This window comes from Tsuneonella litorea, assembly GCF_025154015.1.
Classification (GTDB): Bacteria; Pseudomonadota; Alphaproteobacteria; order Sphingomonadales; family Sphingomonadaceae; genus Tsuneonella; species Tsuneonella litorea.
Map to the genome: position 1 here is coordinate 495156 of NZ_JAOAMV010000002.1, position 26200 is coordinate 521355.

Here is a 26200-nt window from a genome sequence, read left to right on the forward strand (position 1 = left end):
CGTCGCCGCCCTTAGCCGGGATTCGACCAGCGCGCGAAGATCGCGGTGGGAAGCAGCCGTGCGCCCTCGCCCTCTTCACGCACGGCAAGGTCGCCGTGCTCGATCCGGCCGGGCAGGTCGGCGAAGAGTTCCGCCAGCAGGCCGCCCAGCGCGAGGCTGCTCATGCGCACGGCATAGACGGTGAGGAACAGGAAGCGGCTCTCGGCATCGAGCAGACGGCGGCAATCGGCGACGAGCGGGGCGAGGCCCTCCTCGATTCGCCAGGTCTCGCCATTGGGGCCGCGGCCGAACTTGGGCGGGTCGAGGATGATCCCGTCGTAGCGCCGCCCGCGCCGGACCTCGCGCGCGGCGAACTTCGCGGCGTCGTCGACCAGCCAGCGGACCGGCCGGTCCTCCATGCCCGATAGCGCGGCGTTCTCGCGCGCCTGCGCGACCGACTTCTTGCTCGCATCGACGTGCGCGACCGGACCGCAGGCGCTGAGCGCGAGCGAGCCCACCCCGGTATAGCCGAACAGGTTGAGCGTCTGCGCATCGACCTTGCCCGCGAGCTGGCCGCGCATCCACGCCCAGACCGGCGCCATGTCGGGAAAGAAGCCGAGATGCCGGAACGGCGTGCACTGGGCGGCGAAGCGGACATCGCTCCATTCCAGCGGCCAACCGTCGCGCGGAACCGGCTGGTCGAAGTGCCACCGACCCCCGCCGTCCTCGTCGCTGCCCGGCACGAATTCGCCATCAGCCCGCCAGTCGGAAATGCGGGGCGACCACATCGCCTGCGGCTCGGGGCGGATGAAGCGGTGCGGGCCATACCGTTCGAGCTTGCGGCCGTGCCCGCTGTCGACGAGACCGTAGTCGCTCCACCCCTCCCCCGCGAGGACCAGCGGCTGTTCGACGAGCGCTGCCATCAGGCGCTGGGCGTGGCGCGTTCGGAGATGAATGCCCGCACCGCTTCGTATTCGCCGGGAAGCTCGGCGTAACGCTCCTCGTGCGCGAACAGGTCACCCACGCGTGCGGGCAGCTGCGGGCGCTGGCCGGTCGCCCGCTCGACCGCGTCGCGGAACTTGGCCGGGTGCGCGGTGGCCAGCGTGACCAGCGGCACCTCTGCCGGGATGCCGCTCGACCGCGCGGCATGGAGCCCGATCGCGGTATGGGGGTCGATCGTCTGGCCGCACGCTTCGTGCGCCCAGCGCATGGCCGCGGTCATCTCGTCCGGTTCGACCCGCGCGCTGGCGAAGAGCGCGGCGGCGCCCTCGCGCTGCGCGTTGGTCAGCCGCATCGCCCGCGACGCCTCGAACCCGCGCATCTGCTCGGCCATCGCCGGCCCGTCGCGGCCGCCGAGGTCGAACAGCAGCCGCTCGAAGTTCGACGAGACCTGGATATCCATGCTGGGGGCGGCAGTGGGGGTCACCGTGCCGGCCGAATAGTCGCCCGCCGAGAGCGCGCGGTGGAGAATGTCGTTGACGTTGGTGGCGACGATCAGGCGCTCGACCGGCAGGCCCATGCGCGACGCGACATAGCCGGCAAAGATATCTCCGAAATTGCCCGTCGGCACGCTGAAGGCAACCTTGCGCTCGGGCGCACCTAGCTGCAGCGCGGCGGCGAAATAGTAGACCACTTGCGCCATCAGACGCGCCCAGTTGATCGAATTGACCGCCGACAGCCGGAACCGCCCGGTCATCTCGCCGTCGCCGAACATCCGCTTCACCATCGCCTGCGCGTCGTCGAAGCTGCCGTCGATGGCGATGTTGTGGACGTTGGGCGCGAGCACGGTGGTCATCTGGCGACGCTGGACGTCGCTGACCTTGCCGTGCGGGTGAAGCATGAAGACCTCCACCCCTTCGCGGCCCGCCACCGCATCGATCGCCGCGCTACCCGTGTCGCCGCTGGTGGCGCCAACGATCGTGAGGTTGCCACCCGCCCTGGCGAGAAACTCCTCGAACAACAGGCCGAGCAGTTGCAGCGCGACGTCCTTGAACGCGAGGGTGGGACCATGAAACAGTTCGAGCAGCCAGTGCTGCTCATCCAGCTGGGCGAGCGGGGTGACCGCCTCGTGCGCGAACCGGCCATAGGCGCTGCGGGTCAGCTCTAGCAGCCGTTCGTCGGCCAGGCTCCCGGCGACGAACGGCGCCATCACCCGCGCCGCGAGTTCCGGATAGGGCAACCCGCGCATGGCGGCGATCTCTGCGGCCGTGAATGCGGGCCATTCGCGCGGGACATAAAGGCCGCCGTCGCTCGCCAGCCCGGCAAGCGTTGCGCCCTCGAAATCGAGCGCCGGGGCGCTCCCTCGGGTGGAGACGTATTCCATCGTGCCCGCGCCTAGCCGCGCGTCGCACCGGCGGCAAGCAAGCCCGGCTTTACGCGGCCGAAGACCGCCACCTTTTGCGCAGCGCGAGGACGTAGATCACCAAGGCCGTGAGCGCGAAGAGAAACCACTGCACAGCGTAGGACAGGTGATTGTTCGGCACGTCGCGCGGGTCGGGCAGCGCGAGCTGGGCAAGGCCCGCCCGGGCCGGGACGGCGACCAGCTTCGCACCGTTGCGGTAAGGCCCGACGATACCGTCGACCCGGCCGCCCTCCCACTGCGGGCGCACCGGCTCGCGCGCCCAGCCAATTGCCACGGCCGCCGTGCCGCCGCCCGGCAGGGCGCAGCGGGCGATGTGCGCCCAGCCGGTTTCGCCGGACGCGGCGTGACCCGCAAGGGTATCGATCGACAGCACGCGCGCGCAATCCACGCGCGACCGCCGGTAGAGCGCCCCGTCGATGTCTTCGGCCCGGGTCGGCCATGCAGCCTCCGCAGACATCGCCTGCGCCCGCTGGTAACGCGCGAGCTGCGCCTCCTTCTCGTCGAGCCGGGCGAGTTGCCACAGGCCGAGCGCGATCATCGCCAGCACCGCGAGCGCCACGATCAGGGTCGCGAGGACAGGAACGCGCCGGGTCACTTGCCCAGCCGCCCCTCGCCCGCGCGGTTGCGGAATTCACTCGCCAGCAGCCCAGCCTTGGCGAGACGCAGGCCGCCGAGCACCAGCAGGGTGGTGACCGGAACCCAGACGAGCGCCTGCAGCCAGTACGGCGGGTCGGCTGCCAGCTGGAGGCCGATGGCCAGCGTGGCCACGAGGCCGCCGATGATCAGGATCAGGAACGCCGCCGGCCCGTCCCCGACGTCGAACCGCGTGAAATCGAGCGCGCAGACGCGGCAGCGGTCGGCAAATCGCACGGTGCCCGCGAACAGCGTCTTCGCCCCGCAGCGCGGGCACAAACCGAAAAGGGCAGCCCGGGCGATCCCGGGCTGCCCCTTCTCGGTGTCCGGGTCCGCCGGATTCATCAGTGGATCGGCGCGCCCCAGCCGCCCCAGACGTAGATCACGACGAAGAGGAACAGCCACACCACGTCGACGAAGTGCCAGTACCACGCCGCCGCCTCGAAGCCGAAGTGCTGCTGCGGGGTGAAATGGCCCTTGTAGGTGCGCACGAGGCAGACGATCAGGAAGATCGTGCCGACGAGCACGTGGAAGCCGTGGAACCCGGTCGCCATGTAGAACGCCGACCCATAGGTGTTGAGGCCGAAGGCGAAGGGCGCGTGGACGTATTCGTAGGCTTGGATGCTGGTGAACAGGATGCCCAGCAGGATCGTCAGCCACAGCCCCTTCTTGAGCCCGTCACGGTCGCCGTGGATCAGCGAGTGGTGGGCCCAGGTGACCGTCGTGCCCGAGCAGAGCAGGATCAGCGTGTTGAGCAGCGGCAGGTCGAACGGATCCATCACCGCCTCGATCGCCTTGGGGGGGAATTGCCCGCCGACCACTTCGGCCAGTTCGCTGGGGAACAAGGCAAAGTCGAAGAAGGCCCAGAACCAGCCGAGGAAGAACATCACTTCAGAGGCGATGAACAGGATCATCCCGTAGCGCAGGTGCAGCTGCACGACCGGCGTGTGATCGCCCGCCTGCGCTTCCTTCACGATGTTGGAGAACCAGCTGAAGAAGGTCGCGATCAGGCCGGCGATGCCGAGCCCGAGCACGATCGGCCAGCCGCCCATCGTGTCGCGGTGCATGAACAGCACCATGCCGCTGGTGAACATGACCGCGGAGATCGAGCCGATCAGCGGCCAGATGTCGGGCGGGAGGATGTGATACTGGTGGTTCTTGGCGCCGGCCATGAGGATTGCTCTGTCCCTGTTGGAAGCGGAATTGCGGTTGCCCTTAGAGCGCCTCCGCCCCGGGGTCCAGTGGCCTCTTAGCCTTCGGCGTCCGAACGGTGGAAAGTATAGCTCAGGGTGATCTGTTCGACCGGGGCGGCGTCGGGATCGCTGCGGATCGACGGGTCGACGTAATACAGCACCGGCATGTTGATTTCCTGCCCGGGCTGCAAGGTCTGCTCGGTGAAGCAGAAGCACTGGATCTTGTTGAAATAGGCACCGGTCTGGTCGGGCGAGACATTGAAGCTGGCCTGCCCGGTGATCGGCTTGTCCGAGTTGTTCTTCGCATAGAAGAACGCCATCCGCCGCTGGCCGAGCCGGACAGTCTCGGTCACCTGTTCGGGCCGGAATGTCCACGGCAGGTCGGGATCGATGTTGGCATCGAACCGCACCGAGATCGTCGCCCCGGCAAGCTGCTGGGCGCGGGCAGCGGCGAGCGACGCCTCGTCCTCGGTGGCAACCTGGATCGTCCCGCCGAAGCCGGTGACCTGGCAGAAGATCCGGTAGAGCGGCACCGCCGCGAAACCGAGTCCGAGCATCGCCAGCCCGAACGCCGCGGCCATCAGGCCGACCTTCAGGTTGCTGCGCTGGACCGAAACCGTGCTCGACATCAGCGGCCCATCTGGACAAACGTGAGTGCGTAGAAAAGCAGCACGAAGAACACCAGAACCGCCGCCAGGACGACGTTGCGGCTCTTGCGCCGCCGCTTGAACTCGGTCTCTTCCTCGGGTGTCATGCGAACACCCCCTGCCCGTAAATCGCGCGATCGGCAACCAGCGCCGCGAACAGTGCGAAAAGATAGAGCACGCTGAACGCGAACAATCGCTTCTCGGGCTTCATCGCGTCCCCCGGCCCGGCCCGGCGCAGCGCCACCGGGACCGAGAGCGCGATGAAGGCAAGGCTCAGCAGCATGGCCACCGCGCCGTACACCGCGCCCGTCCCGCCGATGAACCACGGGGCCGCCGCGATCGGCAGAAGCAGGACCGCATAGGCGATGATCTGGCGCCGCGTGCTCGCCTCGCCCTTGACCACCGGCATCATCGGAATGCCCACTTTGGCGTAGTCGGTCTGCACGAACAGCGCGAGCGCCCAGAAGTGCGGCGGGGTCCAGAAGAAGATGATCGCGAACAGCAGCACCGGCATCAGCGTGATGTCGTGCGTCACCGCGATCCAGCCGATCATCGGCGGGAACGCGCCCGCCCCGCCGCCGATAACGATGTTCTGCGGCGTGCGCGGCTTGAGCCAGATCGTGTAGACGACCGCGTAATAGACGATCGAAACGGCAAGGATCGCCGCCGCCAGCCAGCTGACCGCAACGCCCATCAGCCCGACCGAGGCGACCGACAGCGCGATGCCGAAATCGCGCGCGTCGGTGCGCCGCATCCGCCCGCCGGGGATTGGCCGGCCTGCGGTACGCTTCATGCCGGCGTCGATGTCGGCTTCCCACCACTGGTTGAGCGCCGCCGCGCCCCCTGCACCCATCGCGATGCACAGGACGGCGACGAACCCGACCAGCGGATGAATGTAGCCCGGTGCGGCCAGCAGTCCGCACAGCCCGGTGAAGATCACCAGGCTCATCACGCGCGGCTTGGTCAGCGACACGAAGTCGCGCCAGTCGGTCGGCAGGTAGAGGGCGGGAGATTCGCTCATCGGGGACGGGCGGCCATATAGGGACGGAGCGGCGCCGAGGGAAGCGCTGCTGGTTTTCCCCCGTGCGGGTAAGAGCACCACGCAAGCCTTTTCGAACCAGTGGTCGATTTTTCGGATGTACCGCTGCAAGCGCCAGGGGACGTGCCGAAGGCGTGCTGGGTCTTCCCCGAAGAAACGCAGACGAGCGACGTAACCCGTCATCTGCAAAGCGTCCGCCAGCGCGAGGAGGTCCCTGGGCGAGCACGTGATGCTCGCATGTCGACGGGACGAAAGAGGCCTCAGACCCGCGCCAACCAGTCGAGAAGCAGCCGATTGACTTCTTGCGGCCGTTCCTGCTGTGTCCAGTGGCCGACGCCTTCCAGGATGTGTCCTTCGACCCTCGGGGCGAAGTTGCGCATCATGGCGACGGGATCGGCCACGGCGCCGAACAGGAACGTCGCCGGGTCGCGGTCGCCGCCGATGAACAGGCTGGGCTGCTCGATCCGCTTGCCCTTCCAGCCCTGCAGCCATTCGTAGTCGCGCTCGTGGTTGCGGTAGCGATTGAGCGGGCCGCGGAAGCCGCTCTGGCTGAACTCTCGGCCGTAGAACGCGATGTCTTCTTGCGTGAGCCAAGGCACTGGCCGGGGATCGGGCAGCCCGTCGAGAAACTTCGCGCCAAGCGGCTTGTCCCAGTAGGCGCCCGGCGGAACGTCGCCGCAAATGGAATACATCATGCGGTGCACGAACCCCTGCGGGTCGGCTTCCGCCTCAGCCTCGGCGACGCCCGGTTCCTGGAAGTATTCCTGGTAGAAGAACTTGCCCTGGCTGGTGAAGTGCTCGCGGAAGACCTCGGTGAACGGCCGGCTGGGCACCCCCGCGAACGGGACCGAGAGGCCCGCGACCGCGACGATCCGCTCAGGATGGGTGAGCGCGGTGTTCCAGACGATCGGCGCGCCCCAGTCGTGCCCGACGAGGATAACCGGCGCGTCGGGCTGCAAGGCGTCGGCGAGACCGACGAGGTCGCCGGCGATCTTCTCGAGCGTGTAGTCGGCCACTTCGGGCGGCTTGTCCGAACCGCCATACCCACGCACGTCGATCGCGCAGGCGGTGTAGCCCTCCCCTGCAACCGGGCCGATCTGGTGGCGCCACGAATACCAGCTTTCGGGAAAGCCGTGGACGAAGATCACCAGCGGGCCGGTTCCCTCGATCGCGCAGCGCAGCGTCGCTTCGCCGGTATCGATCAGGTGCATATCGGGCATAGTTGCTCTCCCCCAAAGCAAACGGCCGGCCCCCCTTCTGGTCTGGGGGACCGGCCGCCTGTGCTTGTCAATCCTGCAAGGGTCAGGCCGGAGCGGCGCCCTTGGGCAGGTGGTTGTGGTAATCGTGGTCGTCCTCGATCACCGGAAGCGTTTCGAACTGGTGATACGGCGGCGGGCTCGACAGGCTCCACTCGAGGGTCGTGGCCCCCTCGCCCCAGTAGTTCGCGCCGACCTTCTTGCCTGCGGTGAACGCGTAGATCAGGTTGACGAAGAAGAAGATCATCGACCCGGCCATGATCGCGTAGCCGATCGAGCTGAGCTCGTTCCACTGCGCGAACGCTTCCGCGTAGTCGGGGTAGCGGCGCGGCATGCCCTGCCAGCCCAGGAAGTGCTGCGGGAAGAAGATCACGTTCACGCCGATGAAGAAGACCCAGAAATGCAGGTGCGCCAGCAGCTCGGAGTGCATCCGGCCGCTCATCTTCGGGAACCAGTAGTAGAAGCCCGCGAAGAGGCTGAACACCGCACCCATCGACAGCACGTAGTGGAAGTGCGCGACGACGAAGTAGGTGTCGTGCACCACGTCGTCCACGCCGCCATTGGCAAGATAGACGCCGGTCACGCCGCCGACCGTGAACAGGAAGATCATGCCCAGCGCCCAGACCATGGGCGACTTGAACTCGATCGAGCCGCCCCACATCGTGGCGATCCAGCTGAAGATCTTCACGCCGGTGGGCACCGCGATGACCATGGTGGCGGCCGTGAAGTACATCTTCGTGTTCACGTCGAGGCCCACGGTGTACATGTGGTGCGCCCAGACGATGAAGCCGACGACGCCGATCGCGACCATCGCGTAGGCCATGCCGAGGTAGCCGAACACCGGCTTGCGGCTGAAGGTGGCGACGATCTGGCTGATCATGCCGAAGCCCGGCAGGATCATGATGTAGACCTCCGGGTGGCCGAAGAACCAGAACAGGTGCTGGTAGAGGATCGGGTCGCCGCCGCCATCGGCCGCGAAGAAGGTCGTGCCGAAATTACGGTCGGTGATCAGCATGGTGATCGCCGCGGCGAGCACCGGCAGTGCCAGCAGAAGCAGGAACGCGGTGACCAGGATCGACCACACGAACAGCGGCATCTTGTGCAGGGTCATGCCCGGCGCGCGCATGTTGAAGATCGTGGTGATGAAGTTGATCGCACCCATGATCGAGGCCGCACCGGCAAGGTGCAGCGCGAAGATCGCGAAGTCGGTCGCCGGACCGGGCGATCCGCTGGTCGACAGCGGGGCGTAGACGGTCCAGCCGGTGCCCGAGCCGTTACCCGTCGCGTCGCCCGGCATGAACAGCGAGATGCACAGCGAGGTGAAGCCCGCGACGGTCAGCCAGAACGAGATGTTGTTCATCCGCGGAAAGGCCATGTCCGGCGCACCGATCATCAGCGGCACGAACCAGTTGCCGAAGCCACCGATCATCGCCGGCATGACCATGAAGAAGACCATGATCAGGCCATGCGCGGTGATCAGCACGTTCCACGCGTGGAGGTTGGCCTCGAAGCTCGCCTCGCCGCCCATCAGGGCCACCCAGCTGCCGAGGACCTGGATGCCCGGCTGCGCCAGCTCGGCGCGCATAACGCCCGAGATCGCGCCGCCCACGATCCCCGCGAAGATCGCGAAGATGAGGTACAGCGTGCCGATGTCCTTGTGATTGGTGGACATGAACCACCGGGCGAAGAAGCCCGGCTTGTGATCCGCGTCGTGGTGCGCGTGATCGTCGTGGTGAGCCTGGAAGGTGTCGGCGGTGGTGGCCATTGCTCGGGTCTCTATGCTTCGTATCGGATGATCAGGCGACGGGCTTGACGGCGGCGGGCGCGCTCGGCGGGGTGCCGGCAGTCGCATCCGCGGGGGCGCCGGCGGGTTGCTGCGCGCCCGATTCGGGCTGCTGGAGCGGCGCCGCGGCGGGGGCCGCGGCTTCCTCGGCCGCACCGACCGTGCCGCCCTGTGCGCGGACCCAGGCCTCGAACTGCGGCCGCGGCAGCGCCTCGACCGCGATCGGCATGTAGCCGTGCTTGGCGCCGCACAGCTCGGAACACTGGCCGTAGTAGATGCCGGGTTCCTTGATGAACATGCGCTTTTCGTTCAGGCGGCCAGGCACGGCGTCGAGCTTGAACCACAGGCTGGGCACCGCGAACGAGTGGATGACGTCGGCGGCGGTGGTCTGGATGCGGATCCATTCGCCCGCCGGGACCACCATGCGATTGTCGACAGCGAGGTGCGAGGGTTCGCCGCGCGAGTGCGCTTCCTCGTCGGGCAGCATGTTCGAGATCACCTCGAACCCGCCGTTGTCGGGATAGGTATAGCCCCAGTACCACTGGTAGCCGGTAACCTTGACGGTAAGGGCGTCCTTCGGCGCGCTCTTGTACTGGGCCGACAGCAGGCTGATCGAAGGCAGCGCGATGCCGATCAGGATCAGGACCGGCAGCAATGTCCAGACCACCTCGATCGTGGTGTTGTGCGTGGTGCGCGAGGGAACCGGGTTACGTCCGCGGCGGAAGCGGATCATCACGAACAGCATCAGGCCGAGGACGAAGGCGGAGATGATCGCCATGACCCAGATCAGCCAGTAATGCAGCGTATATGCCTGTTCACCGGTCGGAGAGTACTGCTTCTGCACGTCCCAGCCGCCGGCGTGGGGCTGGCCCTTGATCCATTCCGGGCCGAGCGGCTTGTAGGCCGACGCGCCAGCAGCGACGTCCTCGCTCGAGGCGTCGGCCTTGTCGTCCACCGCGCCGATGGCGCCAGCACCCAGCTCGCTCGCGGCAGGCGCGGCTTCGGTCGCCGCGGCGGGATTGCTCGCGACCGAGGCGGGCTCCTGCGCCAGCGCGGACTGCGGGGCGAGCGCCAGGATGAGCGCGGCCCACAGCGGGGCGAGAGTGCGGAGGAACGATTTGCCGAGGATCATCGGTGCGAAGCTTTCCGTCTTGACCTGTTTCTTATCAGCCCGGTTTTCCGCCCTCATGGCAGGCCGGAGAAACCCCGCGGACGGGGGTTTGGGCGGGCCTATACGCGCGCTTGCCCCATGCCTCAAGCGCTTCTAGGGAGATTTTTGCCCGCCTTTTCCCCACTCTCGCACGAGCGCCCGCGATCCGCGATGACCGAAGAAGAAGTCCTGCACGAATTCCGTAGCTGCGAAGCCCTGCTGGAGGGTCATTTCAAGCTTTCGAGCGGACGCCACAGCGCGCATTACCTGCAATGCGCGCGCGTGCTCATGAACCCCGACCGGGCCGGTAGCCTCGCCATTGCCCTCGCCCAGAAACTGCCGCGCGAGCTCAGGAACCAGATCGACGTCGTGGTAAGCCCGGCAATGGGTGGCATCATCATCGGTCACGAGATGGGCCGCGCGCTGGGCAAGGACGCACTGTTCCTCGAGCGGCCCGAGGGCACGTTCGAGTTGCGCCGCGGCTTTCGCCTCGATCCGGGTGCCAAGGTCCTCATGGTCGAGGACGTCGTCACCACCGGCCTCTCCAGCCGCGAGGCAATCGAGGCGGTCCGGCGCGAAGGCGGGGAGGTGATCGCAGAAGCCGCGCTGGTCGATCGCAGCAACGGCACCGCCGACCTCGGCGTGCCGTTCTACCCGCTGATCGACATCCGATTTCCCAGCTATGCGGAGGACGAGGTTCCCGCCGAGCTTGCCGCCATCCCCGTTACCAAGCCGGGGAGCCGCAGGTAACTTGACCGCCCCGTTCCGTCCCCAGAAGCTTCGCCTCGGCGTCAACATCGACCACGTCGCGACGATCCGCAACGCGCGCGGCGGCGACCATCCCGACCCCGTTCGCGCGGCCGAGATCGTCGCGCGGTGCGGCGGCGACGGGATCACCGCGCACCTGCGCGAGGATCGCCGCCACATTCGCGACGACGACCTCGCCCGCATCCAGGCGGCGACCGACCTTCCGCTCAACCTCGAGATGGCAGCGACCGAGGAAATGCTCGAGATCGCGCTGCGCCACAGGCCGCACGCCGCGTGCATCGTGCCCGAGAAGCGCGAGGAGGTGACGACCGAGGGGGGACTCGATGCGGCCGGCCAGCACAACCGCCTCGCCCCCGTGGTCGCACGCCTCGCCGATGCCGGCATCCGCGTCTCGCTGTTCATCGAGGCCAGCGAGCGCCAGCTCGAGGCCGCCGTGCGGCTCGGGGCGCCGGTGGTCGAGTTTCACACCGGGGAATACGCCCACGCGACCGGAGACCGCGTTCCGCTCGAGTTGAAGCGCATCGCCGACATGGCGGCGCTGGCCGCCAAGAACGGCATCGAACCGCACGCCGGTCACGGCCTGACCTACGACAACGTCCAGCCAATCGCCGCCATCCCCCAGCTCGCCGAGCTTAACATCGGCCACTACCTCGTCGGCGAAGCGGTGTTCGTCGGGCTCGAGGCGGCAGTGGTGCGGATGCGCGAGCTGATGGACGCCGCACGATGAGCCTGACGTCATGATCATCGGGATGGGCTCCGACCTTACCAACATGGACCGCATCGCCAATTCACTCGAACGGTGGGGCGAGAAGTTCGAGGCGCGCTGCTTTACCGACGTCGAACGCGCCAAGGCGGCGAAGCGTCCGTTCACCCGCGTGGGCACGTTTGCGAAACGGTGGGCGGCGAAGGAAGCCTATGCCAAGGCGGTCGGCACCGGCTTTCGCCGCGGGGTATTCCACAAGGACATCGGGGTCGTGAACGCCCCTTCGGGCGCACCGACCCTGGCTCTCACCGGCGGCGCGGCAAACCGGCTTGCCGAACTTGTGCCCGACGGCCATGAGGCGCGCATTCACGTCACCCTAACCGACGACCACCCATGGGCGCAGGCCTTCGTCGTGATCGAGGCCCTCCCCCTATGAAATCCCTGAGTGACAGCCAGCCAATGAGCAGCCCCGACAACAAGCGCGAAAAGGTCGACTGGCTCGCCGAACTGCGCGGGCTCGGGCTGATGCTGCTCGCGGTGCTGGCGTTTCACAGCCTCGTCGCCAAGCCGTTCTACATCCCGTCCACCTCGATGGTGCCCAACCTGATGGTCGGCGACCGGCTGGTGGTCTCGAAGTATCCCTATGGCTGGAGCTGGGTGTCCGCCTCGTTCCACGTCCTGCCGCGGGGCAACACCCGGATCTGGCCCGCAACCCCGCAATATGGCGACATCGTGATCGCCGTGCCGCCCAACCGCGACGAGGACTACATCAAGCGCGTCGTCGCCCTGCCCGGCGACCGGATCGCGGTGGTAAATGGCCGGATCGTCCTCAATGGCAAGCCGGTGCCGCAGAAGGTCGAACCCGACATCCGCATCCCGGTCGACTCGCAGGTCTGCGACCGGGTCCCCTGCCTGGGCTATTTCGACAATTACCGGGTGCGCGCGGCAGACGGGAAGGACTATTACGAAGTCCCCGCGCGGCGCGAAACGCTGCCCAACGGCGCGACCTACCTCATCGTCGATCACCGTGACCAGCCGCTCGACAACTATCCCGAAACGCGCGTGCCCGCCGGCCACGTGTTCCTGATGGGCGACAATCGCGATCATTCCGCCGACAGCCGCGCGGACACGTGGGAAAGCGGGCTTGGCGGGCCGGTGCCTCTGGCGAACGTCGGCGGACGGGCGGAGTTCATCACCTTCTCGCTCGACGGAACCACCACCTTCAACCCGATGACCTGGTGGGGCAGCTTGCGCGACGGCCGCGCCTGGTCGACACTGCGCCCCGCCATCGCGAAGGTACCTGCATCCGATGAATGACGAGGCAACGCCCCAGAGGATGGACCTGGACGACCGAGACGTCGGTACCAGCCCGACGCGCATATCAAGCCCCGAGTTGCGCTACGAGGCCAAGCGCGCCGCCGTCTGGGCGGGGGTGATCGGCCTGCTGGTGCTGGGGATCTACCTGGCGCAGTCGCTCCTCGTAATCTTCGGCGCACTGGTGTTCGCCGCGATGATCGACGGCGGCGCGCGTCTGATCGGACGGGTGCTGCCGATCGCTCGCGGCTTCCGCGTCGCGATCGTGCTCCTGTTCACCGCAGGCTTCCTGTTCTGGCTGGTCCGTTTTGCCGGAACCCAGATCGCCGACCAGGCGGCCGAATTCCCCGCCCTCGTTTCCGAACAGCTGGGCCGCGCGGCGGCCTGGCTGCGTTCGAAGGGCGTGGCGATCGACCAGAACGACATCCAGGGCTTCGCCAGCAGCCTGACGAGCGGGGTCGGCACCGTCACCCGGGCGATCGGCGGCGTCGTCGGGGGCGTCACCACGCTCGTGCTGATCACGATTATCGGCATCTACCTGGCGGTCGATCCGCGGCCCTACGAACGGGGCCTGTCGTGGATGGTGGCCGAGGAACACCGCGAACACGTCGCCGACATGCTCGGGCACATGGCCTTCACGATGCGGCGCCTCCTCGCCGGCCGGCTGGTCGGGATGTTCGCCGAAGGGTTCTTCACCTACATCGCGCTGTCGCTGGTCGGCGTCCCGATGGCGGCCCTGCTCGGCCTGATAACCGGGCTGCTCGCCTTCATTCCCAATATCGGCGCGATCATATCGGGTGCGCTGATGGTCCTCGTCGGGTTTTCCGGCGGGACTGAAATGGGGCTGTGGACGATCGCGATCTACTTCGCGGTGCAGAACTTCGACGGTTACATTCTCGTGCCGATGATCGCCAAGAAGACGGTGGACCTCGCGCCCGCGCTGGTGCTCGGCTTCCAGCTGATCATGGGCGTCCTGTTCGGTGTGCTGGGCCTGACCTTCGCCGACCCGATGCTGGCGATGATCAAGACCGCGCTCGAACGCCGTGCGCACTGGCTGGAACAGGAAGATGACGCAGCCGCCGCCCGAGGCCTGGCGAACGAGGGACCGGCAGCCTGATGGCGCGCAAGTTCCTCTACTTCGTCGCGTTCGTGATATTCCTCGTGATCGCCGGAGCGATCGCGCTGAGCATCTGGTCGAAGGAGGCGACCGAGTTCGCCTTCGTGCCGCGCGGCGACTTCGTCGAGCAGCCAGCGCTCGACAGCAACGCCTATGCTGACCCGCAGATGTGGTATTCGCGCCCCGGCATGGGGGACGGAGACCCTTCGCGCTACCAGCCGGCCGTGGCCGCAGCGCCGGCCTCGCCCCAGGCCCCCGCCGCCGAGCGCGCGCTGGCACCGGCCGCGCAGGCCGCCCCGTCCGCTGCGCCCGCATCTTCGCCCCCTGCCGGCGGGCCGGAGCGCAGCTACGCGGTCTTCTTCGTTCATCCGACGAGCTACATTCGTCCGGCGATCGGCAACGATGCCCCGTGGAACGCGCCGCTGGATGACGAAGAGGCGCAGACCCGCGCGCGCCTGTTCCTGCGTGGGATGGCCAGTCCGTTCGCGGGTGCCGACGAAATCTGGGCGCCGAAGTACCGTCAGGCCGTGTTCGGCGCCTTCCTGACCGACAAGCAGGAGGCCCAGAAGGCACTCGACCTCGCCTATCGCGACGTCGCGCAGGCGTTCGACTTCTTCGCGGCGACGGTCGACCCGGACGAGCCGATCGTGCTCGCGGGCCACAGCCAGGGCGCGCTGATGGTGCTGCGGCTGCTGCGCGAGAAGATCGCAGGGACCCACCTCGAGAAGCGGATCGCGATGGTCTATCCCATCGGCTGGCCGGTATCGGTCGACCACGACCTGCCCGCACTCGACTTTCCGGCCTGCGCGACGCCGGGCCAAGCCCGCTGCATCGTCACCTGGTCGAGCTTTGCCGAGCCCGCCGACCCGACCCAGGTCTTCGAGCGGTTCACCGCCACTCCCGGTTTCGACGGGCAGCCGCGCGGGGACGGGCCGATCGTGTGCGTGAACCCGGTGACGGGGACGCTCAACGGACAAGCGGCGGCCTCCGAAAACCTGGGCACCCTCAAGCCGACGAGCGACTTCTCGAGCGGGGAACTGCTCGCGGGAATGATCCCCGCGCGGTGCGATCCCGACAGCGGTCTGCTGCTTATCGGCGATCCCCCCGACCTCGGCCCCGGCGTGCTGCCGGGCAACAACTACCACGTCTATGACATCCCGCTGTTCTGGGCGAACCTGAAGGCCGACGTCGCGCGGCGGATCGCGGCGTGGAAACCGGCGGCCTGATCACCGATAGCGCGCGCGCGTTCGGCGAGGCGCTGCCTGACGGAGGCGCCTTGCTCGCACTCGACCTGGGGACCAAAACGATCGGCACCGCGCTGTGCGATGCCGGCTGGCGTTTCGCGACGGCCGGAAAGACGCTCGAGCGGGGCAAGTTCGGGCGTGACCGCGAGGCGTTGGCGCAGCTGTGCGCCGCGCGCGGCGTGCGCGGGGTGGTGATCGGCCTCCCGCGCAACATGGATGGCAGCGAGGGCCCCCGCGCGCAGGCCAGCCGCGCCTACGCGCGCAACCTGTCGGCCGCCCTCGCCCTGCCGATCCTGCTGTGGGACGAACGCTGGTCGACCGTCAGCGCCGAGCGCGCGCTGATCGAACAGGACATGAGCCGCGCGCGGCGCAAGGAGCGCATCGATTCGCACGCGGCCGCGGTGATCCTGCAGGCGGCGATCGACGCGCTCGCCGGGGCCGCGCTCTAGGCGATCCTGCTAGTCGAGCGTCCGCTGGCCGACGATGCTGAGGCCGTATCCCTCCAGCGCCACCAGCGAATGCTCGGTGTTGGTCAGGAGGATCATGTCGTGCACGCCGAGCGCGCCGAGGATCTGCGCCCCGCCGCCGTAATCGCGCTGTTCGGTCACCTGCGCCGCGTCGGCCGGCGGCCCGCCGGCGCCGCGGACAATCGCGCGGGTGACGTAGTCGGAGCTCGCCCGGTTGATCAGCACGATGACCCCTGCGCCCTCGCCGCCGATGATTTCCATCGAACGTTCGATCAACTGGCCGCGCGGGCCGTCCTCGCCGAAGACGTCGTCGAACAGCGAGAGCGCGTGCATTCTGACCAGCGTCGGCCTGTCGGGGTGAACCGCGCCCTTGACCAGCGCGAGGTTCTCCTCGCCCGTCGCGCGGTTGTAGAACGCGATCGCCTGCCAATCGCCGCCCCACTTGCTGGTGAAGCGCCGTTCGCCGCGCCGCTCGATCAGGTGGTCGTGACGACGGCGGTAGGCGATGAGGTCGCGGATCGTGCCGATCTTGAGGTCGTGCAGCCGGGCGAAGCGGACGAGGTCGCCGAGGCGCGACATCGTGCCGTCCTCGTTCATGATCTCGCAGATCACGCCCGATGGATTGAGGCCCGCGAGGCGGCTGATGTCGACCGCCGCCTCGGTGTGGCCGGCGCGCACGAGCACGCCGCCGTCGCGGGCGACGAGCGGGAAAACGTGGCCCGGCGTGACGATGTCGTCGCGGCCCTTGGTGCCGTCGATGGCGACCGAGACAGTGCGCGCACGGTCACCGGCGGAAATGCCGGTCGACACGCCCTCGCGCGCCTCGATCGAGGTGGTGAAGGCGGTTTCGTGTCGGGTGCGGTTGTTGCGGCTCATCAGGTCGAGGCCGAGCTGTTCGACCCGCTGGCGCGTCATCGCGAGGCAGACGAGGCCGCGCCCGTGCGTCGCCATGAAATTGATCGCGTTGGGCGTCGCCATCTGCGCCGGGATGACCAAGTCGCCCTCGTTCTCGCGGTCCTCGTCGTCCACCAGGATGAACATCCGGCCGTTGCGCGCCTCGTCGATGATCTCTTCGGCCGAGACGATCACGGGGCGCTCGTCGTTCGCCGCCAGAAAGCCGTCGAGCTTGCCCAGCGTCTCGGCCGTGGGGTTCCAGCTGTCATCGAGACAGTCGCGCAAGGAGTTGGCGTGGAGGCCGGCGGCGCGGGCGAGCGCGCTGCGGCTCATGCGGTTTGCGGCGACGAGGTCGCGGACGCGATCGATGGTCTGGTTGTTCATGAGTGGCCGCATATCACATCGAAATGTGATTGCTACACCAAAATGTGTCACCCCCGCTCGATTGTCTCGATCACCTGCTCGAGCCAGCGGCGGGGCGGTGCGCGCCGACCCACGTCGGTGACGAATTCCTGACCCCGCGAGGCCGCCCGCAAGCGCCCGCCGGAAAGCCATCGCGCCGGGTCGTCATGGTAGCTCAGTTCGCCCGGTTTCAGCCAGTCCGGCCGGCGCCAGGTGCTCGGCTTTTCCCCGTGCGCGGTGAGCCGGAGCGCGGGAGAGGCGCACACGGCGGTCCGGCCTCGCCCGGCATAGATCGTGTCGTTCGCGGCTTGAGGCGCGATGGCGTGCGGATGCCGCTGGCGGACGAGCGCCTCGCGCCGGGCATCGGGCAGGTCAGCGACCACCAGCACCTCTTCCACCGCGAGATAGCCGAAGATCCTGTGGTGCGGCGGCGCGCGGCCGTCGCGGAACAGCCCGAAGAACACGAACGTGTCGCCCACCCCGACCCCGCGGTTGGCGAGGTGCGTCTGCGCCGCGCCGCACTGGCCGAACAGGCAGGTCCCTCCGGTCAGGAACATGGGGTCGTGGTGGCAATCCCCGCTGCCTGCGTGCCGGCCCCGGCTTGCCTGGGCGACGAGTTCGCCGAGGCCGAGGTCGTCCCAGGTCGTGCCCGAAGCGCCGGTGCTCGGTATCGGCAGGCTCACCGGACGATCGTCGACGATCGGCGACGGACCGCCGCCCGCTGCACTGTCGAACCCCTTACGGCTGAAGACGATCTTCACGCGTCGGGGTGCGGAACAGACAGGCTCGCCGCCGCCCGCAGGATCGCGTCGTTGTCGTGCACGAACCGCCCCGCCGCCTTGCGCATGGCAAGCGCCACCGCCGCTTTTGCCACGGTCTCTGCCTCGATCGAGCGATAGGCCCGCCGGCTTCCGTGAAGGACCAGATCGGCGAGCGGACTGGCGATAATGCCGACCCGTTCGAGCAACCGGCGGTCCCCCGACCGCTTTCCGCGCAGGAGCCCAGGCCGCAGCACGTCGAGCCGCTTGAAGCGAAGCTTGCCGAGCTCGGCCTCGACCTGCCCCTTGGTTCGCAGGTAGAACGTCTTCGACATCGCATCGGCACCGGCCGAACTGACCACGACGAACCGTTCCGCACCATGCGATTTCGCGGCCGCGGCGGTCGCGAGCACGAGGTCGTGATCGACCGCGCGGAACGATGCCTCATCACGCCCCGCCTTCTTCCACGTCGTACCCAGCGCGCAGATCACCGCGGCCGGGCGGACCGCTTCGAACACCTCGCCCCACTTGTCGGGCTCGGCGACGAACATTTCCATCCTTGCGCCGGGCGGCAGCGGAGCCTCGCGCCGGGCCACGGCGACGAGACGGATGTCCTCGCGTCCGACCGCGAGTCCCATGACCTCGCGGCCAACAAGGCCGGTTGCGCCGACGAGCGCGATCCGCAGCGGGTCAGACATTGCGCAGTCCGTCGGGCGCCCTGCCGAAAATGTCGGCACACTGGCGGATCGCAAAGCGGTCGGTCATGCCGGCGATGAAATCCGCGAAGTGGCGACTGCGAGCGGGCTCTTCTGCCGGAAGCGCGGCCCTCCACTCTTCCGGCAGCGCCTCGGGGCTCTGGTCGTAGGCGGCAAACAGGCGGGACACCACGTCACGCGCGCGGCTCGCCGCCATGAGCTGCTCCGGATGATAGTAGAGTCGCTCGTACATGAACGCCTTGAGCGCGCGTTCCTCCTCTCCCATGCCCGATGAGAACGCCGCCAGCTGCCCCGGGTGCGCGCGCACCTCGGCAACGCTGTGGAGGCCCCTGGCGTTCGCGCGCGTCGTTTCGATCACGTCGTTGACCATCAGCCCGATCCGGCTGCGCACGAGCTCGCGCAGGCGCTGGTCGGCACTGGCCGATGGATAACGCCGCTCGATCGCCCGGTACTGGTCGGCGATCGCCGGCAGTTCGAGCAGGTCGTCCAGCAGCAGGAACCCGGCGCGCAGCCCATCGTCGATGTCGTGGTTGTCGTAGGCGATGTCGTCGGCCAGCGCGGCGACCTGCGCCTCGAGGCTGGGCCAGGCGCCAAGGTCGAGCGGAAAGGCCTCGTCGAGCTCGGCAAGCGCCCAGTTCGGGGTGGACACCGGCCCGTTGTGCTTTGCCAGCCCTTCGAGCAGGTCCCATGACAGGTTTAGGCCCGGAAAGTCGCAATACGGCGCCTCGAGCCGCATCAGCACGCGCAGCGTGTGGGCATTGTGGTCGAACCCGCCGCGCTCCGCCATCGCCTCCTGCAGCGCGTCCTCGCCGGCATGGCCGAAGGGCGGGTGCCCGATGTCGTGCGCAAGGCACAGCGCCTCGGTCAGGTCCTCGTCGAGGCCCAGCGCGCGGGCGATCACCCGGCCGATCTGGGCAACTTCGATGCTGTGGGTCAGGCGGGTGCGGTAGTGGTCCCCGTCCGGCGCGATGAAGACCTGCGTCTTGGCCTTGAGGCGGCGGAAGGCGATCGAATGGACGATCCGGTCGCGGTCGCGCTGGAACTCGCTGCGGGGGCCGCGTGTGCCCTCGCGGTTCTCGGCGAACTCGCGGCCGCGGCTGGCGGCGGGATCGGCAGCGTAGGGAGCGAGCGTCATCGGCAACTGGCGGTTAGGCGGCAGGCCCCGCGCGGGCAACGGGAACAGCAGCGGAACATTGATCGGCGCCCGACAAAATCGGGCCGCGCATCGCAACGACGCGCGGCCCGCAGGTCATCCGGCCAGGTGCGACCCGCCGGAAGCCGTTGTCACTTGACGCCGATCTTGTCGGGTTCGCCGTCGGGATCACCCGAGATCGTGCCGCCGCTCGTCACCGTGCCGAGCAACATCAGGCCGGCAAGGTGCGGAGACGCCATCGACGTGCCGCTCAAGGTGGCATAGCCACCGTCCTTGTAGGTCGATTCCACCTGCACCCCCGGCTCGGCCCAGGCGATACCCGTGCCGAAGTTGGAGAAGCTGGCAAGCGAATCGGTCTTGGTCGACGCCGACACCGTGAAGACGTTGTCCGAGGCCGACACACCGCCCGCACGCGCCGGGGAATGGTTATGGTAATCGTCGGTCTCGTTGCCCGCAGCCAGCGCGAACTTGACCACGCTGGCGGCGGCCAGGACGGCATCGTCGAGCGCCTGGGACACCGGCCCGCCCAGGCTCATGTTGGCAACTTCGCCGGACTTGCCGTTGGCGGCGACGTATTCGACACCCGCAATCACCCCCGAGTAGGAACCCGATCCACGGCGGTCGAGCACGCGCACGGCGACGACCTTGGCGTTGGGGGCGACCCCGATGACACCGATTTCGTTGTCCTTCGCCCCGACGGTGCCGGCGACGTGCGAACCGTGACCGTTCTCGTCCTTCCACCCGCTGCGCGAGCCCGTGAAGTCCTTGCTCCGCCCGGGATCGACGTTGAGATCGGGGTGCGTGGGATCGATGCCGCTGTCGATAATCCACGCGGTCTTGGTCGAGGAGTCGATCGTTCCGCCGAAGACGCGTCCGACGCCCCAGGGGGTAAACTGGGCGGGCGCGGTGCCGCCGCCGGGCTTGCCCTTGCCCGCGACACCGATCGCGTTCGCGACCTGGTCCTGCTCGCAGTAGGCGATCGTCGGATTGGCGCGACGCATGGCGGTCACCGCCTGCTCGCTCATGTTCGCGGCGAATCCGCGGATCGTGTTCTTGTAAACGAATTTCACCGCGCCGCCGTGGGCGCGCGCCATCGCGTTCGCGCGGCCGGACACTTCGTCCTTCGCGACGCGGTCCTTCTTGAACACGCAAATATAGGAATTGGCGATCTTTTCAGCGTGCGCCGGCGTGGCGGCAAGCGCCATTGCAAGAGCAGCACCGCTCATGGCCGCAACGCGGCCGGCAACCCGGTTGTTCATGGTAGTCCCTCCCTCAAGCAGGAAAGACAGAATGCCTCACCCCCTACCAAAGGGAATAGACAAACATCATTACCCCGCCGACAAGCAAACGCCTCGTCGCGCGCAAAGAACTACTCGTCGCTCAGGAGCCAGTCGATCCCCGCCCGACAGTGCGCGCGGGTGGAATCGAATACCGGCAGGACGTTGGCATCGACGTCGACCACCATCGACAGCTCGGTGCAGGCGAGCACGATCGCTTCTGCGCCCTCGCGTTCCTTGAGCGTGATCCAGGTCTTCATCGCGCGCTCGGCATCGCGGGTCGCCTTGCCGCGCATGAGTTCGTCGTAGATAATCCGGTCGATCATCTTCACCTGATCCATGTCGGGCGGCAGGAGATCGACTCCGTGGCTGACCAGCCTTCGGCGATAGAAGCTTTCGGTCATCACGTTACGCGTGCCGACCAGCGCCGCGCTCTTGACGCCGGCGGCCTGCATTTCGCGACCCACGCAGTCGGCGATGTGGATGACCGGCACGCCCGCCGCCCCGGCGACCCGGTCGTAGACCTTGTGCATCGAGTTGGCGCAGATCAGCAGCGCGCCGGCCCCCGCGTCGACGAGGCGGCGCGCGCTGTCACACAGGATGTCGGCCGCCCGATCCCAACCGCTGTCCTCCTCGATCGCGCGCAGAGTGGCGAAATCGAGGCTTTCGATCAGCAGCGGCGCGCTGGATTCGGGGGAAACCTTGCGCTGGATGCCGCGGTTGAGAAACTCGTAGTAGTCACGGGTGGAGGCCCAGCTCATGCCCCCGATCAACCCCAGTTTACGCAAGTCGTCGCTCCCCCAGAACAGTCCTGCAGACGGGTTAGCGCGTCAGCCTCCCCCGCGTCCACCTTCAGTCGCCCCGGACGCGGGGAGAAGCGACCGGATCCAGCGTTCGACCACGGCGAGGCCGTCTCGATCGACGGTCGACTTGCCCAGTTCGGGCATCGCCACCCCGCCTTCGAGGCTGCCCATGCGGTGGGCCAGGATCGACCGCTCCGGGTGGCCGGGGACGATGTCGAACAGCAGCTCGCCCGCCCCGCGCCCGGCGGCAACGGGGCGTTTCATCACGCCCAGAGCCCTGGGGTCGGCCTGCTCCCAGCGCAGGTCGAGCCCCGAGTTCGATGCGGTCGCCCCTGGCCGATGGCAATGCGCGCAGTTGACGTCGAGGTATCCGCGCGCGGCATCCGCCACTGCCACCGAGGCGCGTTCCTCCCACAGCGGCAGCGGGGCCGCGACTGCGGGCACGCGGTCGAGGTGTCCCTGCCCGGCAAAGGCATCGAGCCAATCGCGCGAAAGGTTCCGCGCCTTTGGCCCGATCGGAACGACCGCCCCGTCGAGGCCGTGGCATTCCTTGCACTGGTTCTTGTTCGGTACGCGGTAGTCGATTTCCTCGCCCTGCGGCGTGGTCAGCCGCACGCGCGCGCCCGCGATCGCCAGCGTGGCTTCGGTCTGCGCCTCGTTCCACAGGTATGGCAGCGCGACCCAGCCGCTCTCGCGGTGGAGCAATACGCGCGTTTCGACGAGGTGGCGCCGGCCGTCGCGCGGGAAGGCGAAGGTCTTGATGAGCGCCGAGCCGACGGGAAGGTCCAGCAGGCCTTCGCCCTCGGCACGTGCCTGCTTGCCCGGCGGAACGTAGACGAACCGCAGCTTTTCCGCCCCGTCGGACCACAGCGGGATGTTCAGCCGATACGGTACCACGCTCTTGCCGGGCACCTGTGCCGGGGCGTCGGCGAAGAAGCCGAAGGCCGACAGGGTGCGCGGCATTCCGTCGCTTAGGATCGCCGACTGGTCGACCGACCCGACCGGTGTCGCGCGGGCAGCGAGCGCGCCCGCAAGGGCCGCGATCCCGGCCAAAGACAGGGCAACCGAACGGATCATCCTACTCGCGCGTCAAGCTCCGCCGAGGCGCCGACCGCCGCGCGATCGACCGCGTCGGCAAACGGGGCGAACTTTGCCGGAGCGGGTCTTGCATCGTCCGGCCCCTGTCCCTGCTTCGTGAGCGCCAGGGTCCACCCGCTCATCGCCGGATCGACGGTCAGCGCGTTCTCGCCCAGGCCATCCCACATGACCGCCGGCAGCGCGCCGCCGAACATCGCGACGAGCTGCTCGCCCCCGCCGATCTGCGGGTCGGTACCGTTGCCGCTCGCCATGTTGTGGCCGATTGCGACCTTGCGGGGATAGGGATTGTAGCGCGAATCCTCGTATTGGCGGGGATAGGCGACGACCATGACCGCGGTGGTGGGGTTGCCGGTGATCATGTTGTTTTCGACCGTCACGGCATCGTTCGCCATGACCATCACCCCGGTGCCGCGCCGAACGCCGGCGACGATGTTCCCTGGCGGAGCGAAATTGGCGGTGTCGTTGTCGACGACCAGGTTGTGCTGCACCAGAACGTTGCCGCCACCCATGACCGGCAGGTCGGGCAGGTCGAAGACGAGGATGCCGCCGGTATTGCGGGTGACCATGTTCATCGTCACCAGCGCATCGCGGCTGTTCTCGATCTCGATCCCGGCCACGTTCGCCTGGGCCAGCGAGTTGCGAACGGTGATCTTGCGGCTCTGGCCGACATATATCCCCGCGTCAGACGCGCCCGAAACCTGGACGCCGTCGATGAGGACGTTGGTGCTCTCGACCGGGTAGATCCCGTAAGCGCCGTTGGTCGACAGCGGGCCGCCGGTCCATGTAACCCGGACGCGGTGGTAGACAATGTCGTCGGCACCCTTCGACTTGATCCCGTCACCCTTGGGATTCTCGATCGCGAAGTCGCGCAGGGTGACCTTGTCGCTGGTGACCAGCAGCCCCTCGCCGGCCCCCTTCTGCCCGCTGAAGTCCAGCACGGTCACATCCATTCCCGCGCCGCGCACGGTCACCCCGTCGACGTCGAGACTGAGCCCGTCGTCGAGCGCGAAGCGGCCGGCCCCGAGCACGATCTCGTCGCCCGGCTCGGCCAGGATCAGCGCCTCCTGCAGGCGCGTCTGCGCGCCTTCCCCCGCGGCAACATCGTGTGTCGCAGCAAGCGCGGGCGAAGCGACGGCGGCAAGCGCCAGCGGCGCGATCAGGGTCATCCTCATGCGTAGCAAGCTGCTACTGACAGGCCTGTTAGTCAACGCCGAACAGGGGTCTTGCCAGACTCGCCCGCGAAGCGCACTCTCAGCGGCGAGTTCCTTTGGAGAGGGGAGCGTTATCGATGCGTTTCAAACTCTTGGTCGCTGCGATCGCGATGGCCGGCGCAACGCCGGCACTGGCCGAAAACTGGGATTTCGTGCTGGTCAACAAGACCGGAAAGACGATCACCATGGTCGAGGTCGCCGTCGCCGGGTCGGGCGAATGGAAAAAGGACAAGCGCGACGAGGACATGGGCGATCGCAAGATCAAGCCGGGCGACGATTATACCGTGCACTTCGACAAGGACGGCAAGGTCTGCAAGTACGACGTGCGGATGACCTTCGAGGGCGACGACACCCCGGTCATCTGGGCGGGGTTCGACGCGTGCAAGTTCGCCTTCGGCGACTTTGCGCTGACCAACGGGGTGCCCACGGTGAAGGGCACCTGAAGGGTCAGTCGAACGCCTTGACGATGTCCTCGACCATCTTCTTGGCATCCGCCAGCAGCATCATCGTCTGGTCCATGTAGAACACGTCGTTGTCGACCCCGGCGTATCCGACGCCGCCCATCGACCGCTTGATGAAGAATACCTGCTTGGCCTTGTCGACGTCGAACACCGGCATCCCGTAGATCGGCGACGTCTTGTCGGTCTTGGCGGCCGGGTTCACCACGTCGTTCGCACCGATGATGAAGGCGACGTCGGCCTGGGCGAACTCCGAATTGATGTCCTCGAGTTCGAAGACCTTGTCGTAGGGCACCTGCGCTTCGGCGAGCAGGACGTTCATGTGCCCGGGCATCCGGCCCGCGACCGGGTGGATCGCGAACTTCACCTCGACGCCCTTTTCCTCGAGCAGGTCGGTCATCTCGCGCAGCGCGTGCTGCGCCTGGGCGACCGCCATGCCGTAACCGGGGATGACGATCACCTTCTCGGCCTGTTCCAGCATGAACGCCGCGTCCGCCGCGCTGCCCGACTTGTAGGGGCGCTGTTCCCTGGCCTCGCCGGCAATCGCCGCGTCGGCGCCGAAACCGCCGGCGATCACCGACAGGAAGCTGCGGTTCATCGCGCGGCACATGATGTAGCTGAGGATCGCGCCCGAACTGCCGACGAGCGCGCCGGTGATGATCATCGCGGTGTTGTGCAGCGTGAACCCCATCGCCGCCGCGGCCCAGCCCGAATAGCTGTTCAGCATCGAAACGACGACCGGCATGTCGGCCCCGCCGATCGGGATAATAAGCAGGAAGCCGATCGCGAAGGCGGCGGCAAGCAGGGCCCAGAACAGCCACCCCTCACCCGGTCCCGCGTTCGCCGCCATCGCGAACGCCGCCGTCGCGCCGAGGATGCCGACGAGCGTGCCGAGGTTGATCACGTGCCGACCCGGCAGCAGGATCGGCGAACCGCTCATGTTGCCGTTGAGCTTCGCGAAGGCGATGACCGACCCGGAAAACGTGATCGCGCCGATCGCCGCGCCCAGCGCCATCTCGATCCTGCTGACGGCGAGGATGTTGCCATCCATCCCGAGGATGCCGAATGCGCTCGGGTTGAGGAACGCCGCGACCGCGACGAGCACCGCCGCCAGGCCGACGAGGCTGTGGAACGCCGCCACGAGCTGCGGCATCGCGGTCATCGCGATCCGGCGAGCGATGATCCAGCCGACGCCGCCGCCGAGGGCAATCGCCGCAACGATCTCGGGCAGGCTGGCGATCTCGTGGGTCACCAGCGTCGTGACCACCGCTATCAGCATTCCCGCCATGCCGTAACGGTTGCCCGCCCGGCTGCTCGCCGGGCTCGACAGCCCGCGCAGCGCGAGGATGAACAGCACGCCCGCCGCGAGGTAGGCCAGCGCCACCCATGGGCTCACCGCGTGCGCCGCGTCGGCCGCAGTGGACAGGTCGGCCACCTGCTCGACCGGGAACGCGCTCACGCCTGCTTCTCCGTGGCAGGGGCGGGCTTGTCCTTCTTCTTGTACATCGCGAGCATCCGCGCAGTCACGGCGAACCCGCCGAAGATATTCACGCTCGCCAGCGCCACCGCGACCAGGCCGAGCCATTTCGCGCTGGGGCTACCCGCCGCCGCGCTCGCGATCAGCGCGCCGACCACGATCACCGAGGAAATCGCGTTGGTCACGGCCATCAGCGGGGTGTGCAGCGCCGGGGTCACCGACCATACGACGTAGTAGCCGACGAAGCAGGCCAGCACAAAGATCGACAGGATCGAAATGAAGTCCACTCTGGGTCCCC

29 protein-coding genes are annotated in these 26200 nt (G+C 67.8%); 8 read left to right on the forward strand and 21 right to left on the reverse strand.

All coding sequences use genetic code 11. The annotated features are described in order from the left end of the window. Positions 1–11: 11 nt before the first annotated feature. The 11 genes from N0B51_RS05975 to coxB form a co-directional block, all read right to left on the reverse strand. Positions 12–902, reverse strand: a complete 891-nt coding sequence (locus N0B51_RS05975) for a class I SAM-dependent methyltransferase (RefSeq protein WP_259961354.1) — start codon at positions 900–902, stop codon at positions 12–14. Beyond that, entirely contained in the window at positions 902–2302 is a 1401-nt protein-coding gene (gene thrC / locus N0B51_RS05980; RefSeq protein WP_259961355.1) for a threonine synthase, read from the reverse strand. The genes N0B51_RS05975 and thrC overlap by 1 nt, the downstream gene beginning before the upstream one ends. Positions 2303–2351: 49 nt before the next feature. Continuing rightward, positions 2352–2936: an SURF1 family cytochrome oxidase biogenesis protein gene (locus N0B51_RS05985; RefSeq protein WP_259961356.1), complete on the reverse strand. Its 585-nt coding sequence runs from the start codon at positions 2934–2936 to the stop codon at positions 2352–2354. Next, complete coding sequence (locus tag N0B51_RS05990; protein ID WP_259961357.1) at positions 2933–3319, reverse strand: DUF983 domain-containing protein; 387 nt, start codon at positions 3317–3319, stop codon at positions 2933–2935. The genes N0B51_RS05985 and N0B51_RS05990 overlap by 4 nt, the downstream gene beginning before the upstream one ends. Further along, a complete protein-coding gene (locus N0B51_RS05995; RefSeq protein ID WP_259961358.1) occupies positions 3319–4146 on the reverse strand; it encodes a cytochrome c oxidase subunit 3 in 828 nt (275 codons plus the stop codon). Before N0B51_RS05995 ends, N0B51_RS05990 begins: the two co-directional genes overlap by 1 nt. Positions 4147–4223: 77 nt before the next feature. Beyond that, positions 4224–4796 (reverse strand): cytochrome c oxidase assembly protein, encoded by a 573-nt coding sequence (locus tag N0B51_RS06000; RefSeq protein ID WP_259961359.1) that lies wholly within the window; start codon positions 4794–4796, stop codon positions 4224–4226. Continuing rightward, the gene (locus N0B51_RS06005; RefSeq protein ID WP_259961360.1) at positions 4796–4921 is read right to left on the reverse strand and encodes a cytochrome c oxidase system small membrane protein; all 126 of its coding nucleotides are present in this window, start codon (positions 4919–4921) and stop codon (positions 4796–4798) included. The genes N0B51_RS06000 and N0B51_RS06005 overlap by 1 nt, the downstream gene beginning before the upstream one ends. Next, positions 4918–5835 carry a heme o synthase gene (locus N0B51_RS06010; protein ID WP_259961361.1) on the reverse strand — a complete coding sequence of 306 codons (918 nt, stop codon included), beginning with the start codon at positions 5833–5835 and terminating at the stop codon, positions 4918–4920. Before N0B51_RS06010 ends, N0B51_RS06005 begins: the two co-directional genes overlap by 4 nt. A 278-nt stretch (positions 5836–6113) precedes the next feature. Next, on the reverse strand, positions 6114–7073 hold the full coding sequence (locus N0B51_RS06015; protein WP_259961362.1) for an alpha/beta fold hydrolase: 960 nt from the start codon (positions 7071–7073) through the stop codon (positions 6114–6116). Positions 7074–7155: 82 nt separating this feature from the next. After that, positions 7156–8874: a cytochrome c oxidase subunit I gene (gene ctaD / locus N0B51_RS06020; RefSeq protein ID WP_259961363.1), complete on the reverse strand. Its 1719-nt coding sequence runs from the start codon at positions 8872–8874 to the stop codon at positions 7156–7158. Positions 8875–8905: 31 nt separating this feature from the next. Then, entirely contained in the window at positions 8906–10024 is a 1119-nt protein-coding gene (coxB, locus tag N0B51_RS06025; RefSeq protein ID WP_259961364.1) for a cytochrome c oxidase subunit II, read from the reverse strand. Between the two features lie 189 nt (positions 10025–10213). On the opposite strand from coxB, the gene pyrE reads away from it, so the two are divergent. The 7 genes from pyrE to ruvX are packed head-to-tail and all read left to right on the forward strand — an operon-like array spanning position 10214 to position 15637. Next, complete coding sequence (gene pyrE, locus N0B51_RS06030; protein WP_259961365.1) at positions 10214–10792, forward strand: orotate phosphoribosyltransferase; 579 nt, start codon at positions 10214–10216, stop codon at positions 10790–10792. A 1-nt stretch (position 10793) separates the two neighbouring features. Continuing rightward, the gene (locus tag N0B51_RS06035; RefSeq protein ID WP_259961366.1) at positions 10794–11537 is read left to right on the forward strand and encodes a pyridoxine 5'-phosphate synthase; all 744 of its coding nucleotides are present in this window, start codon (positions 10794–10796) and stop codon (positions 11535–11537) included. Positions 11538–11547: 10 nt separating this feature from the next. Continuing rightward, positions 11548–11949, forward strand: coding sequence for a holo-ACP synthase (acpS, locus tag N0B51_RS06040; protein ID WP_259961367.1), 402 nt, complete (start codon positions 11548–11550; stop codon positions 11947–11949). Positions 11950–11972: 23 nt separating this feature from the next. Continuing rightward, entirely contained in the window at positions 11973–12830 is an 858-nt protein-coding gene (lepB, locus tag N0B51_RS06045; RefSeq protein WP_259961368.1) for a signal peptidase I, read from the forward strand. Beyond that, positions 12823–13944 (forward strand): AI-2E family transporter, encoded by a 1122-nt coding sequence (locus tag N0B51_RS06050; RefSeq protein ID WP_259961369.1) that lies wholly within the window; start codon positions 12823–12825, stop codon positions 13942–13944. The genes lepB and N0B51_RS06050 overlap by 8 nt, the downstream gene beginning before the upstream one ends. Beyond that, on the forward strand, positions 13944–15170 hold the full coding sequence (locus N0B51_RS06055; RefSeq protein ID WP_259961370.1) for a DUF3089 domain-containing protein: 1227 nt from the start codon (positions 13944–13946) through the stop codon (positions 15168–15170). The genes N0B51_RS06050 and N0B51_RS06055 overlap by 1 nt, the downstream gene beginning before the upstream one ends. Further along, positions 15152–15637: a Holliday junction resolvase RuvX gene (ruvX, locus tag N0B51_RS06060; protein WP_259961372.1), complete on the forward strand. Its 486-nt coding sequence runs from the start codon at positions 15152–15154 to the stop codon at positions 15635–15637. Before N0B51_RS06055 ends, ruvX begins: the two co-directional genes overlap by 19 nt. Positions 15638–15646: 9 nt before the next feature. Here ruvX and ribB read toward each other — a convergent pair whose 3' ends face one another. The 8 genes from ribB to N0B51_RS06100 all read right to left on the reverse strand — a co-directional run bounded on the left by ribB (position 15647) and on the right by N0B51_RS06100 (position 23928). After that, positions 15647–16933: a 3,4-dihydroxy-2-butanone-4-phosphate synthase gene (ribB, locus tag N0B51_RS06065; protein WP_259961373.1), complete on the reverse strand. Its 1287-nt coding sequence runs from the start codon at positions 16931–16933 to the stop codon at positions 15647–15649. 47 nt (positions 16934–16980) lie between these two features. Further along, positions 16981–17712 carry an Nmad3 family putative nucleotide modification protein gene (locus N0B51_RS06070; RefSeq protein ID WP_259961375.1) on the reverse strand — a complete coding sequence of 244 codons (732 nt, stop codon included), beginning with the start codon at positions 17710–17712 and terminating at the stop codon, positions 16981–16983. Continuing rightward, positions 17709–18407, reverse strand: a complete 699-nt coding sequence (locus N0B51_RS06075) for an NAD(P)H-binding protein (protein ID WP_259961377.1) — start codon at positions 18405–18407, stop codon at positions 17709–17711. Before N0B51_RS06075 ends, N0B51_RS06070 begins: the two co-directional genes overlap by 4 nt. Beyond that, positions 18400–19560, reverse strand: a complete 1161-nt coding sequence (locus tag N0B51_RS06080) for a deoxyguanosinetriphosphate triphosphohydrolase (protein WP_259961378.1) — start codon at positions 19558–19560, stop codon at positions 18400–18402. The genes N0B51_RS06075 and N0B51_RS06080 overlap by 8 nt, the downstream gene beginning before the upstream one ends. A gap of 149 nt (positions 19561–19709) precedes the next feature. Continuing rightward, positions 19710–20837 (reverse strand): S8 family serine peptidase, encoded by a 1128-nt coding sequence (locus N0B51_RS06085; protein WP_259961379.1) that lies wholly within the window; start codon positions 20835–20837, stop codon positions 19710–19712. A gap of 110 nt (positions 20838–20947) precedes the next feature. Further along, positions 20948–21643, reverse strand: a complete 696-nt coding sequence (locus tag N0B51_RS06090; protein WP_259961380.1) for an aspartate/glutamate racemase family protein — start codon at positions 21641–21643, stop codon at positions 20948–20950. A gap of 42 nt (positions 21644–21685) precedes the next feature. After that, positions 21686–22735, reverse strand: a complete 1050-nt coding sequence (locus N0B51_RS06095; RefSeq protein WP_259961381.1) for an SO2930 family diheme c-type cytochrome — start codon at positions 22733–22735, stop codon at positions 21686–21688. Then, the gene (locus N0B51_RS06100; protein WP_259961382.1) at positions 22732–23928 is read right to left on the reverse strand and encodes a parallel beta-helix domain-containing protein; all 1197 of its coding nucleotides are present in this window, start codon (positions 23926–23928) and stop codon (positions 22732–22734) included. Before N0B51_RS06100 ends, N0B51_RS06095 begins: the two co-directional genes overlap by 4 nt. 116 nt (positions 23929–24044) lie before the next feature. Here N0B51_RS06100 and N0B51_RS06105 point away from each other — a divergent pair, with 116 nt between their 5' ends. Continuing rightward, on the forward strand, positions 24045–24410 hold the full coding sequence (locus N0B51_RS06105; RefSeq protein ID WP_259961383.1) for a hypothetical protein: 366 nt from the start codon (positions 24045–24047) through the stop codon (positions 24408–24410). A gap of 4 nt (positions 24411–24414) precedes the next feature. Here N0B51_RS06105 and N0B51_RS06110 read toward each other — a convergent pair whose 3' ends face one another. Together N0B51_RS06110 and N0B51_RS06115 are read right to left on the reverse strand one after the other, a co-directional pair. Beyond that, on the reverse strand, positions 24415–25860 hold the full coding sequence (locus N0B51_RS06110; protein ID WP_259961491.1) for an NAD(P)(+) transhydrogenase (Re/Si-specific) subunit beta: 1446 nt from the start codon (positions 25858–25860) through the stop codon (positions 24415–24417). Between the two features lie 20 nt (positions 25861–25880). After that, positions 25881–26189, reverse strand: a complete 309-nt coding sequence (locus tag N0B51_RS06115) for an NAD(P) transhydrogenase subunit alpha part 2 (RefSeq protein ID WP_259961384.1) — start codon at positions 26187–26189, stop codon at positions 25881–25883. Positions 26190–26200: the final 11 nt, after the last annotated feature.